We start from the raw sequence: 11,498 nt of genomic DNA on the forward strand, positions 1-11,498 counted from the left end.
TATGCACCATCCAGGGCAAGCGGAGGGGCGGCCAGTGGGATCGGACGGCAGCACGGTACGACGGCGCTCGGCAGTACTCCCCGCGCTCGTCGCCGGCGTGCTGGTGGCGGCCGTGTTCATCGCCTCCGGAATCATCCGCGAAACCTACCCCTTCGGCTCACTGTCCCGCAGTACCAACGATCTTGGCACGCAGTACATCCCTTTCTTCGCCCATCTGTGGGACATCCTGCACGGTCGCGCCCAGGGCGACCTGCTGTTCAACTGGCAGAGCGCGTTCGGCGTCGGCTTCCTGGCCGACTACGGCGTCGACCTCGGCAGCCCATTGTCCCTGCTGGTGGGCCTGTTCCCGCGCGACCAGATCGACCTCGCGGTCTATGTCATCACCGTCCTCAAACTCAGCCTGGCCGCGGCCGCCATGGCGGTCCTACTCCTGAAGATGCACAAAGGACCCCGTTGGGTTGCCGCGATCCTGGGAGCGTCGTACGGCGTCTGCGGCTGGGCGCTCGACGACGGGGCGTACGTGCCGATGTGGCTGGACGGCCTGATCGCCCTGCCGATGTTCTTCCTGGTAGCCGAGTGGTCACTGCGCCGGACCAACCGGCTGCTCAGCGTGCTAGTGGTCGCCGTCTTCTGGCTGTCCAACTTCTACACCGCCTACATGGCAACGATCGCGGCTGGGATCTTCCTGCTCGCTCGGGTGCTGACCAGTGACCTCGGCTGGCTGCTGCGGCTCCGGGTGGTGCTCCGGCACGGCATCTCGTTCGTGCTCGGCATCGCTCTGGTCGCGCCCATCCTGCTACCGGTCTTCGCCGCCAACGACGCCGCAACGCCGTCGCCCTCCGGCGTGTTCAAGGCGTCGGCGATCGACCTGTTCCTGTCCCGCCTGCTCCCGCTGTCCGAGGGTGTCGGCCGGACCGCCAGCCTGTACGTCGGGACGGTCGCCCTGCTGCTCGCCCTGACGATGCCGTTCAACCGCTTCGTCCCGCTCCGGACGAAGGCGGTCTGGGTGGTGACGACGGTCCTGCTCGCGCTTTCCTTCCGGTGGGCGCCGACGCAGGAGATGTGGCACGGCTTCGACACCCCGAACGGCAGCCAGTACCGCGAGGCGTTCGTGCTGTGCGGCGTGATCATCGTCCTCGGCTGGCTGGCGGTCGCGTACGGCCTGCCCAGCCCGATCGCGGTGCTGTGCGGCGGCGCGCTGCTGGCCGTGATCGCGGTGGTGTCCAACGGCAGTCCCCTGCTGACTCGGCACGCGATGACGGTCCTGATCGCATCCGGAGCCGTGACTTTGGTTGTGTTCGGCACCATTTGGGCCGTCCGGCGTTCCGCGGCTCTGCGACGGACGAAGTGGCCGGTCGCGGTCGCCTTCGCCGTACTGATGGTCGTCGTCGCCGTGGAGACCACGTGGACCGCGGTAGTGACCGACGAGGGGCGCGCGAAGGTGCTGAGCGCGACGGAGGGTCCCTGGGACGCCGCGCAGACCAAGCGCCGCGACACGGTCGCGGCGGCTCAGGACTGGCCGCAGTACCGGACCGAACCGGGGACGTCGATCACGCCGAACGACCCGATGCTGCTCGGCGGCCAAGGCGCCGGCCTCTACAGCAGCCTGCTGCCGTACACGCTCAACCAGACGCTGACCGAGCTCGGCTTCGGCTGGTCCGGCTACGGCCGCGCGTCGCACGCGCTCGACAACCCGGTGACCGACGCGATCTTCGCGATCGGGGCCAAGTTGCAGTTGCGCGCCAGCGGCCCGAAAATCATCCGGTCGGACGCACCCCCGCTCGTCACGGTCCGGCGGAATCTCGGCCTGACCGACACCTCGACCGCCTACGCCGCCCAGGAGCGGCTGCTCGGCACCAAGGTGTACGAGGTGCCCGACTACAAGGGCACCAGGTTCGCCACCGGTAACGTGAAACTGGTCGGGGCGTGCACTCCCGGGACGACCGCGTTCCTGAACCTCCCGCGGGTGGGCGGCCGGGCGCGGCTGGCCGACGGCGCCTGGCACGAGCTGTCGGCGACTCGCCGGCCCGGCATCAACACGAGCAGCGCGATGGTCCGACTGGGCACCGTACCGAAGTCCGGCGTCGTGCTGATCGAGATCAACTTCGGCGAGGCTCCGCAGGGCATCCCACCGAGCGGAGCGGTCGGTTGCCTTGATCAACAAGCCCTGGCGAAGGTGATCCGGCGGCTGCAGGCGAGCGGGGCGACCCATGTGGAGGCCGGCGGTCACTCGATCCGCGCGACGCTGCCGCCGGGCAGCAAGGGGTACGCCGTGGTGTCCGTACCGCGGGTGTCCGGCTGGCAGTGCTCGGCCGGGGACGGAAAGGCTCAGACCCCACGGGACTACGGCGGTCTGGTCGCCGTACCCCTGACCGGCGCTGCAGACCGGATCGAGTGCACGTTCATTCCACCGGGCCTCCGGCGCGGCCTGGCGATCGGCGCGGCGTCCGCCCTGCTCACGCTCGGGATCGTGCTGTTCGGGTGGCGATGGCGGCGACGCGTCAGGAGTTGACGTCGCGGCGGTGGAAGACCGCGGCGCCGAGCAGGATCAGGGCGGTGGCCACGAGAGCCATGTACCAGGCACCGTGCTCGAAGGACAGGGTCTTCTCGCCGATCGCGGCCGCGGTGCCGCAAGGTACCCCCTATGGGTATTCGCGCAGGACTTGCGCTGGATACCCGTAGGGGGTACTTTCTGTGTGTCGACATACCCCCGAGGGGTAGATGAGGAGCTTGTGATGACCACCGACGCCGACGGCCACGTGCACGGATACACCGCCGAGAAGAGCAGCCACCTGAAGCGGCTGCGGCGGATCGAGGGCCAGATCCGCGGCCTGCAGCGGATGGTCGAGGAGGACAAGTACTGCATCGACATCCTCACCCAGGTGTCGGCCGCGACGAAGGCGCTGCAGTCGTTCTCGCTCGAGCTGCTCGACGAGCACCTCTCGCACTGCGTGGTCGAGGCCGCGCAGAAGGGCGGCGCCGAGGCCGAGGAGAAGGTCCGCGAGGCCTCCGACGCGATCGCCCGTCTCGTTCGTAGCTGAAAACTCTCAAGGAGTCCGATATGACCACCACCACCTACTCCGTCACCGGGATGACCTGCGGGCACTGCACCGCCGCCGTCACCGAGGAGCTGACCAAGCTTCCCGGCGTGCGGGAGGTCAGCATCGACCTGAACGCCGGCGGCACCTCCGCGGTGCACGTGACGAGCGAGTCCGTTCTCGAGGAGACCGCCGTACGCGAGGCCGTCGACGAGGCGGGCTACGAGCTGGCGGCGTCGTGAGCCGGGCCGCCGCGCTCCGGCTCGGCGCGTTTGCCGGTGCGCTCGCGCTGGCCTTCGGGGCGGCGTTCGCGATCGGCTCCGCGGTCGACCCGGTCGCGGCGGCCGATCCCGCGCCTGCCGCGGCTCACGGCAACGAGGAGATGGGTGGCATGGCGGAGGAAGCAGGACACGACGCGGGTGGGCAACTGCCCGGGCTCGCGGTGTCCGACGCCGGCTACACGTTGAGCCCGGCGGCCACGTCCTTCCGGTCCGGCGCCAAGACCCAACTGCGCTTCACGATCCAAGGCCCCGATGGCAAGCCGGTGACGACGTACACCAAGACGCACGAGAAGGACCTGCACCTGATCGTGGTCCGGCGTGACCTGTCCGGCTTCCACCACGTGCATCCGACGATGGACGCGACGGGCGCGTGGAGCATCCCGTTCACCTTCACCACCGGCGGGACCTGGCGGCTGTACGCCGACTTCCAGCCGGCCGGCCTGGACAAGAAGCTGACCCTGGGCACCGATGTCAGCGTCTCCGGAAGCTTCACCCCGGTCCGGCTGCCGAAGCCGGCCGGCACCGACAGCTTCAATGGGTACGACGTGACACTCGAGGGCAACCCGGTTGCCGGACACGAGTCCGAACTGACGTTCCGGGTCAGTCGCGGCGGGAAACCGGTCATGGACCTGCAGCCGTACCTGGGCGCGTTCGGCCACCTGGTGTCGTTGCGCAGTGGCGACCTCGCCTACCTGCACAACCACCCAGCGCAGCACGCCGAGCCTGGTATGAAGGGCGGCCCGTCGATCAGCTTCGGCACCACGTTCCCGACCGCGGGGACGTACCGGCTCTACCTCGACTTCCAGCACGCGGGTGCGGTGCACACCGCGGAGTTCACCGTGCGGGTGGGATCATGACCAACACAGAAACCGGTCGGTCTGTCGAGCTCATCATCGGCGGCATGACCTGCGCCTCGTGCGCCGCCCGCGTCGAGAAGAAGCTGAACCGGATGGACGGCGTCTCGGCGACCGTCAACTACGCCACCGAGAAGGCGAAGGTGACCTACTCGGACGGCATCAGCACCGACGACCTGGTCGCGACCGTCGAGAAGACCGGCTACACCGCGACACTGCCGGCGCCGGCCGTTGCCGAGAGCAACGTTGCCGAACCCGACGAACTGAAGCCGTTGCGCGAGCGGCTGATCGCGAGCATCGTGCTGGCGATTCCGGTGATCGCGTTCGGGATGATCCCGGCGCTGCAGTTCGACTTCTGGCAGTGGGCGTCGCTGACGCTCGCCTTCCCGGTGGTGACGTGGGCGGCCTGGCCGTTCCACAAGGCCGCCTGGACCAACCTGCGGCACGCCGCCACCACGATGGACACCCTGATCTCGCTGGGCGTGGTGAGCTCGTTCCTCTGGTCGCTGTACGCCTTGTTCATCGGCGGTGCAGGCGAGCCGGGGATGAAGATGCCGTTCACGTTGATCCCGTCGCGTGGCACCGGAGCCGAGGAGATCTACCTCGAGGTCGCGGTCGCCGTGACCGCGTTCATCCTGGCCGGGCGGTACTTCGAGGCCCGCGCCAAGCGCCGGTCAGGCGCCGCGCTGCACGCGTTGCTGGAGCTCGGTGCGAAGGATGTCGCCGTACTGCGGAACGGTGCGGAGACCCGGATCCCGGCCGACCAACTGGTCGTGGGTGACGAGTTCGTCGTCCGGCCGGGCGAGAAGGTCGCGACCGACGGGGTGATCGTGACCGGCAGCAGTGCGGTCGACGCGTCGATGCTGACCGGTGAGTCCGTGCCGGTCGAGGTCAGCGAAGGTGATGCGGTCGTCGGTGCGACCGTCAACGCCGGCGGCCGGCTCGTCGTCCGGGCGACCCGGGTCGGAGCGGACACGCAGCTGGCCCAGATGGCCCGGCTGGTCGAGGACGCGCAGAACGGGAAGGCCGCGGTGCAGCGGCTGGCGGACCAGGTGTCCGGGTTCTTCGTGCCGATCGTGATCGGGCTGGCGCTGGCCACGCTGGGTTTCTGGCTCGGCAACGGTTCCCCGGTCGAGGTCGCGTTCACCGCGGCGGTCGCTGTACTGATCATCGCCTGCCCTTGTGCGCTCGGGCTGGCCACACCGACCGCGTTGATGGTCGGCACCGGGCGGGGTGCGCAACTGGGCATCCTGATCAAGGGCCCGGAGGTGCTCGAGTCCACGCGCCGGGTCGACACCGTCGTACTGGACAAGACGGGCACCGTGACCACGGGCCGGATGGAGCTGGTCGACGTACTGCTGGCTCCTGGGCAGGAGCGGGCCGACGTACTGCGGCTGGCCGGGGCGCTGGAGCACTCCAGTGAGCACCCGATCGCGCAGGCGATCGCTCGTGGCGCGGCCGCAGAGGTCGGCCGGCTGCCCGAGGCCGAGGACTTCGGGAACGTCGAGGGCCTTGGCGTCCAGGGCATCGTCGACGGTCACGCCGTACTCGTCGGTCGGACGCGGCTGCTGGAGGAGTGGAGCCAGCACCTGCCGGACGACCTCGCGCATGCGAAGGAGCACGCCGAGGCCGAGGGCAGTACGGCGGTCGCCGTCGGCTGGGACGGGATGGCGCGGGCCGTGCTGGTGGTTGCGGATACGGTCAAGCCGACGTCGTCACAGGCGATCCGGGACCTGAAGGCCCTGGGACTGCGGCCGGTGTTGCTGACCGGTGACAACGAGGCGGTGGCGTCGAAGGTGGCGGCCGAGGTCGGCATCGACGAGGTGATCGCGGAGGTGCTGCCAGCCGACAAGGTCGACGCGGTGAAGAAGCTGCAGAGCGAGGGCCGGGTGGTCGCGATGGTCGGCGACGGCGTGAACGACGCGGCCGCCCTCGCCCAGGCCGACCTCGGCCTGAGCATGGGCACCGGCACCGATGTGGCGATCGAGGCCAGCGACCTGACCTTGGTCCGCGGCGACCTGCGCGCCGCCGCGGACGCCATCCGCCTGTCCCGCAGCACGCTGCGGACCATCAAGGGCAACCTGTTCTGGGCCTTCGCCTACAACGTGGCTGCACTGCCGCTGGCCGCCGCCGGCCTGCTCAACCCCATGCTGGCCGGCGCCGCAATGGCCTTCAGCTCCGTCTTCGTCGTCTCCAACAGCCTCCGCCTCCGCCGATTCAAGGCCCTCAGTTCATCCTGATGCCTCGATATGGTCGTACGGCGACATCCGCAGATGTCGTCGTACGACTAAATTCTGGATTGTCGCCGTATGGCAACATTTGCTAATGTCGCCGTACGACGACTTTTCGAGGTGGGAGCGATGGAGATCCATACGACTCGGGATCTCGGCGCAGCTGTCCGCGACGCGCGGACGAAGCGCCACCTGACACAGTCGCAGCTCGCTCAGCACGCGGGTGTCTCGCGCGACTGGCTCGTGCGTCTGGAGCAAGGGCATCCGCGGCTTGAGCTTCGGCTGGTGCTCGACACCGTCGCGGCTGTCGGGTTGAGACTGCTGACCGACGATCAAGATGACGCCGTCGAGGACGATACCGAGGCGGCTTGGAACGACGTGTTCAGCAATCTCGGCGGAGATCGGCCGGCAACGGGAAAGCCGTCCGAGGATGGCTGAGGAACGGCTCGCCGTGTACCTCGATGGCAGTCGGGTGGGCGCACTTCATCAGAGCGCACAGGGACGTCTGTCGTTCGGGTACGACGACGCCTACCGCAACCGGGCCGCGAGCGTGCCGCTGTCCTTGTCGATGCCGAAGCACGCCGCCACCTACCCCAACAAGGTGGTTCTGGCCTTCATCAGCGGTCTCCTCCCCGACAGTGAGCCGGCATTGCAACGGCTCGGGCGAAAGTACGGTGTCTCGGCCAACAACCCTTTCGCGTTGCTGCGGCACATCGGCAGAGACGCGGCCGGCGCCGTACAGGTGTTGCCCGAGACGGCCACCTGCCACGACGCCGCCAACCGTCAGGGCGACATCGACTGGCTCAGCGACGAAGCAATCGACCAGACTCTCGTGGACCTGGCGCGGAGTCCTGAGACTTGGGACCCGGGCCGCAACGCGGGCCGGTGGAGTCTCGCGGGGGCGCAGAGCAAGATCGCACTCTTTCGTTCGCCCGAAGGACGCTGGGGTGTGCCCCAGGACTCGACACCGACGACTCACATCCTCAAGCCGTCGATGCCGAACTACCAGGGGCATCACCTCAACGAGCACCTCTGCCTGCGCGCAGCTCAGCTCTGTGGCCTCCCCGCAGCTGACACAGAGCTCCTGACCACAGATCGGTACGAGGTGCTCATCTCCCGACGCTACGACCGGGTCCGCGACGGCGATGGACGCTGGCGGCGACTCCACCAGGAAGATCTGTGCCAGGCCCTCTCGGTGCCGCCGAGCAAGAAGTATCAGAGCGACGGCGGTCCCGGTGTACCGGAGATCGGCCGGCTCCTGACAACCAGCGGGCTGCAGTCATCACGGCAAGAGAACCTCCGCAGGATGTTCGACTACCTCGTCTACAACGTGGCGATCGGCGCGACAGACGCTCACGCGAAGAACTTCTCCATCCTGCTGAGTTCTCGGGACGTCCGGCTGGCGCCGCTGTACGACGTGGCGTCGATGGTGCCGTACGACCAGGAATCCCATCTGCAATCGGCCATGAAGATCGGCAACACGTGGCGGATGGCCGCTGTGGCGAACACCGATTGGGCAGCGGTCGGCAAACACTTCGGCCTCACTGCGGACGACGCCGCCAACCGAGCGGCGGCGCTGCGCGCACGGATTCCGGCGGCCTTCGCCCAAGTCGCAAGCGAGGCCGGAGTCCCCGAGCCACTGCGCCCTCGTGCGCAGTGGATCGCGGACCTGGTCACCGCTCACGTCGAGGGTCGACGTGATCGCTGGGGACGAGTCGACGTCCCCAAAGTGTGAGCTCAACGAATCCAGGCCGTGCTGTCGCCGGCCAGTAGTCCGTCGTCGAGCGGGGTGCTGGTGAGCAGCAGTTCGTCGTGGGGCGGGAGGTCTACGGGGTGGGGGGTCAGGTTGGTGATGCAGGTCAGGTTTTCGCGTCGGAAGGTGAGTACACCGGGTGGTGAGTCCAGCCAGGTGAGAGTGCCGTCGCCCAGGTAGGTGCGGCGGAGCTTCAGGCCGGTGCGGTAGAGGGTGAGCATCGAGTTCTGGTCGTCGTGCTGGGACTCGACGGTGAGGTTCTTCCAGTCGGCGGGTTGCGGGAGCCAGGTGGAGCCGGCGCCGAAGCCGAACGGCGGTTCCTTGCCGGACCACGGTAGGGGGACGCGGCAACCATCCCGGCCGCGGTCGGTGCCGCCCGAGCGGGTGAAGATGGGGTCCTGGAGGAGCTCGTCGGGCAGGTTCTCGACTTCCGGAAGGCCGAGCTCTTCCCCCTGGTAGACGTACAAGCCGCCGGGGAGGGCCATGGCGAGCAGGGCTGCGGCGCGGGCGCGGCGTTCGCCGAGGACGAGGTCCGTGCGCATGCCGTGCTTGCGGTCCTGGTGCGAGAACGACGTGTCCGGGCGCCCGTACTTCGTCACCGGGCGGGTGACGTCGTGGTTGGACAGCACCCAGGTCGGCGGCGCGCCGATCGGGACGTGGGTCGACAGCGTGAGATCGATGGACGCCTTCAGTTCGCCGGCCTCCCACGGGCGGGACAGGAAGTCGAAGTTGAACGCCGTGTGCATCTCGTCCGGCCGCAGGTACAGCGCGAACCGCTCCTGGTCCGGCATCCACATCTCGCCGACCAGGAACCGGGCGTCGTACGAGTCGGTGATCTGCCGCCAGCCGCGGTAGACGTCGTGCACCTCGTCGTGGTCGGTGTACGACTCCTCGACGCTGTCCAGATCCTTGAACAGTACGGCGGCACTGTCGATCCGGATCCCGTCGACGCCACGATCCAGCCAGAACCTGAGGATGTCGTGGAACTCCTCGACCACCTCGGGGTTGCGCCAGTTGAAGTCCGGCTGCTCGGGGGCGAACAGGTGCAGGTACCACTCGCCGTCCTCGACCTGCGTCCACGCGGGTCCGTTGAAGATCGACTGCCAGTCGTTCGGCGGCAGGTCACGGCGGCCTGGCCGGAAGATGAACCGCTCCCGCTCGGGTGAGCCCGGGCCGGTCCGCAGCGCCTCGACGAACCAGTCCTGCTGGTCGGAGCCGTGGTTGGGCACGATGTCGATGATCGTGCGGATGTTCAGCGCGTGCGCCTCCGCGATGTACGCCTCGGCCTCGGCCAGCGTGCCGAAGGCCGGGTCGATCGCACGGTAGTCGGCGACGTCGTACCCGCCGTCGGCCATCGGGGACGGGTACCACGGGTTCAGCCAGATCGCGTCCACGCCGAGCTCGGCCAGGTACGGCAACCGCTGCCGAAGCCCGGCCAGATCGCCGATCCCGTCCCCGTTCCCGTCCGCGAAACTCCGCAGATAGACCTGGTAGATCGCAGCTCCACGCCACCATTCGTCGGCCATCGAATCTCCTTAACCTTTCAGGCTTCCGGCGGTGAGCCCGGCCATGATGCTCCGCTGGAAGACGAAGAACACGAGGATCGTGGGAAGGCTGGCGATCACCAGTGAGGCGATCAGCACGTTCTGCGGCATCTGCGCGGACAGCGACGCGATGCCGACACTGATCGACATCTTGTCGGTCTCCGGCAGCACCAGCAGCGGCCAGACGAAGTCCTTCCACACCGTCACCACGGACAGGATCGACACCACCCCGAGGATCGGCCGCGACACCGGCAGCACGATCGACCAGAGGATCCGCAGCGGGGACGCGCCGTCGATCTCCGCGGCCTCCAGCAGTTCGCGCGGGATCGAGTCGAAGAACCGCTTGAGCAGGAAGACGAAGAACCCGTTCGCTGCCGCCGGCAACCAGATCGCCCAGGGGGTGTTCAGCAGACTGGCGTGGAAGATCGGCAGATCCTTCGCCACGAGGTACGTCGGCAGCAGCAGGACCATCGGCGGGATCATCAGCGTCGCCAGCATCGCGCCCAGGATCAGCTTGCCGAAGAACGGGCGGAGCTTCGACAACGCGTACGCCGCGGTCACGTCCACCGCGAGCGTGAACAGCCACGCGCCACCGGCGTACAAGGCGGTGTTCTTCAGGAAGATCCCGAGCTGGAGTTGGTCCCAGGCGTCCTTGTAGACCCCGAAGTCGACATGCTTCGGGAAGAAGCTCGGCGGGATCTGGGCGATCTCGTCCGGCGACTTCAGCGCGCCGGTCACCATCCAGTACAGCGGGAACACGAAGGCGCCGGTGAATCCGATCACGACGACGACCAGCGTGGTCCAGTAGATCACTCGTCCTCTCGGAGTCCGGAGCGAGAGGGGCGACACCAGAGTCCTCATCGGGCGTCCTCCTCGCGCGAGACCCGCAGATAGACGGTGGAGAACACCAACAGCACGATCATCAGCATCAGGCCGAGGGCGCTGCCGCCGCCGAAGTCGCCGAAATTGAACGCGTACTGGTACATCAGGTAGGCGACCGTGACGGTCGCGTTCTCCGGGCCGCCGCCGGTCAGCAGGTACGGCTCGATGAACACCTGCATGGTCGCGACGATCTGCAGGAGCAGCATCACCAGCAGGATCAGCTTGGTCTGCGGGACCGTCACGTGCCAGACGCGCCGGAACAGGCCGGCGCCGTCGAGCTCGGCCGACTCGTAGAGGTCGCCGGGGATGCTCTGCAGGGCGGCCAGGTAGATCAGCGTGCCGGTGCCGAGGTTCATCCAGGTCGACACGAGCACGAGGCTGACGAGCGCCGTACTCGTGGAGTCCAGCCAGCTCAGCGGCGGGAGGTGGAAGACGTCGAGCACCTGGTTGAACAGGCCGTTGCCGGGGTCGTAGAACCACTTGAACAGCAGTACGGCGACCGCCGGCGGGAGCATCACCGGCAGGTAGACGACGAACCTCAGGTACGCCTTCGCGTGCCTGAGCTCGTTGAGTACGACGGCCAGCACGAAGGGGACCGCATACCCGATGACCAGCGCGAGCCCGCTGAACGCGGCCGTGTTCAGCCACGCCGACCGGAACGCCGGATCCTCGATCACCGTCCGGAAGTTGTCGAACCCGACCCAGACCCCCGGATCCACGAAGTTGTTCTGCTGGAAACTCAGAACCACCTCTCGAATCATCGGATACCAGGAAAACAAGGCAAAGCAGATCAGTGCACCGCAGAGGAACCCGTACGCAGTGAGGTTGCGCCCAACCGCCCGGCGGAGAGCGCCGTGGTCGTCCGGTGATCGCGGGTCCGTCGCCCCCACCGCGTGGGGACGACGGACCTGCTGC

10 protein-coding genes are annotated in these 11,498 nt (G+C 67.9%); 7 read left to right on the forward strand and 3 right to left on the reverse strand.

Features of this window, described 5'->3' with window-relative positions; translation table 11 throughout:
• Positions 1-34 precede the first annotated feature (34 nt).
• From OG876_RS07870 to OG876_RS07900, 7 genes are all read left to right on the forward strand, one after another.
• Positions 35-2,512, forward strand: a complete 2,478-nt coding sequence (locus OG876_RS07870; protein ID WP_328524120.1) for a YfhO family protein — start codon at positions 35-37, stop codon at positions 2,510-2,512.
• A 223-nt stretch (positions 2,513-2,735) separates the two neighbouring features.
• Positions 2,736-3,041 (forward strand): metal-sensitive transcriptional regulator, encoded by a 306-nt coding sequence (locus OG876_RS07875; RefSeq protein ID WP_405071092.1) that lies wholly within the window; start codon positions 2,736-2,738, stop codon positions 3,039-3,041.
• A 20-nt stretch (positions 3,042-3,061) separates the two neighbouring features.
• Positions 3,062-3,280, forward strand: coding sequence for a heavy-metal-associated domain-containing protein (locus tag OG876_RS07880; RefSeq protein ID WP_328524121.1), 219 nt, complete (start codon positions 3,062-3,064; stop codon positions 3,278-3,280).
• Positions 3,277-4,176: a hypothetical protein gene (locus tag OG876_RS07885; RefSeq protein ID WP_328524122.1), complete on the forward strand. Its 900-nt coding sequence runs from the start codon at positions 3,277-3,279 to the stop codon at positions 4,174-4,176. Before OG876_RS07880 ends, OG876_RS07885 begins: the two co-directional genes overlap by 4 nt.
• Positions 4,173-6,413 (forward strand): heavy metal translocating P-type ATPase, encoded by a 2,241-nt coding sequence (locus OG876_RS07890; protein ID WP_328524123.1) that lies wholly within the window; start codon positions 4,173-4,175, stop codon positions 6,411-6,413. Before OG876_RS07885 ends, OG876_RS07890 begins: the two co-directional genes overlap by 4 nt.
• A 120-nt stretch (positions 6,414-6,533) precedes the next feature.
• Positions 6,534-6,842, forward strand: a complete 309-nt coding sequence (locus tag OG876_RS07895) for a helix-turn-helix domain-containing protein (protein WP_328524124.1) — start codon at positions 6,534-6,536, stop codon at positions 6,840-6,842.
• Positions 6,835-8,139, forward strand: coding sequence for a type II toxin-antitoxin system HipA family toxin (locus tag OG876_RS07900; protein WP_328524125.1), 1,305 nt, complete (start codon positions 6,835-6,837; stop codon positions 8,137-8,139). The genes OG876_RS07895 and OG876_RS07900 overlap by 8 nt, the downstream gene beginning before the upstream one ends.
• Positions 8,140-8,141: 2 nt before the next feature.
• On the opposite strand, the gene OG876_RS07905 is transcribed toward OG876_RS07900, so the two are convergent.
• The 3 genes from OG876_RS07905 to OG876_RS07915 are packed head-to-tail and all read right to left on the reverse strand — an operon-like array spanning position 8,142 to position 11,332.
• A complete protein-coding gene (locus tag OG876_RS07905) occupies positions 8,142-9,683 on the reverse strand; it encodes a glycoside hydrolase family 13 protein (protein WP_328524126.1) in 1,542 nt (513 codons plus the stop codon).
• 9 nt (positions 9,684-9,692) lie between these two features.
• A complete protein-coding gene (locus OG876_RS07910) occupies positions 9,693-10,562 on the reverse strand; it encodes a carbohydrate ABC transporter permease (RefSeq protein WP_328524127.1) in 870 nt (289 codons plus the stop codon).
• The gene (locus OG876_RS07915; protein ID WP_328524128.1) at positions 10,559-11,332 is read right to left on the reverse strand and encodes a carbohydrate ABC transporter permease; all 774 of its coding nucleotides are present in this window, start codon (positions 11,330-11,332) and stop codon (positions 10,559-10,561) included. The genes OG876_RS07910 and OG876_RS07915 overlap by 4 nt, the downstream gene beginning before the upstream one ends.
• Positions 11,333-11,498 lie beyond the last annotated feature (166 nt).

Source organism: Kribbella sp. NBC_00359, assembly GCF_036097425.1.
In the GTDB taxonomy this organism is placed as follows: domain Bacteria; phylum Actinomycetota; class Actinomycetes; order Propionibacteriales; family Kribbellaceae; genus Kribbella.

Bases quoted from the DNA above. Each gene is read 5' to 3' on its own strand.
- OG876_RS07875 (WP_405071092.1), top strand. From the start codon at position 2,736: ATGACCACCGACGCCGACGGCCACGTGCACGGATACACCGCCGAGAAG.
- OG876_RS07880 (WP_328524121.1), top strand. From the start codon at position 3,062: ATGACCACCACCACCTACTCCGTCACCGGGATGACCTGCGGGCACTGC.
- OG876_RS07890 (WP_328524123.1), top strand. From the start codon at position 4,173: ATGACCAACACAGAAACCGGTCGGTCTGTCGAGCTCATCATCGGCGGC.
- OG876_RS07895 (WP_328524124.1), top strand. From the start codon at position 6,534: ATGGAGATCCATACGACTCGGGATCTCGGCGCAGCTGTCCGCGACGCG.
- OG876_RS07900 (WP_328524125.1), top strand. From the start codon at position 6,835: ATGGCTGAGGAACGGCTCGCCGTGTACCTCGATGGCAGTCGGGTGGGC.
- OG876_RS07905 (WP_328524126.1), bottom strand. From the start codon at position 9,683: ATGGCCGACGAATGGTGGCGTGGAGCTGCGATCTACCAGGTCTATCTG.
- OG876_RS07910 (WP_328524127.1), bottom strand. From the start codon at position 10,562: ATGAGGACTCTGGTGTCGCCCCTCTCGCTCCGGACTCCGAGAGGACGA.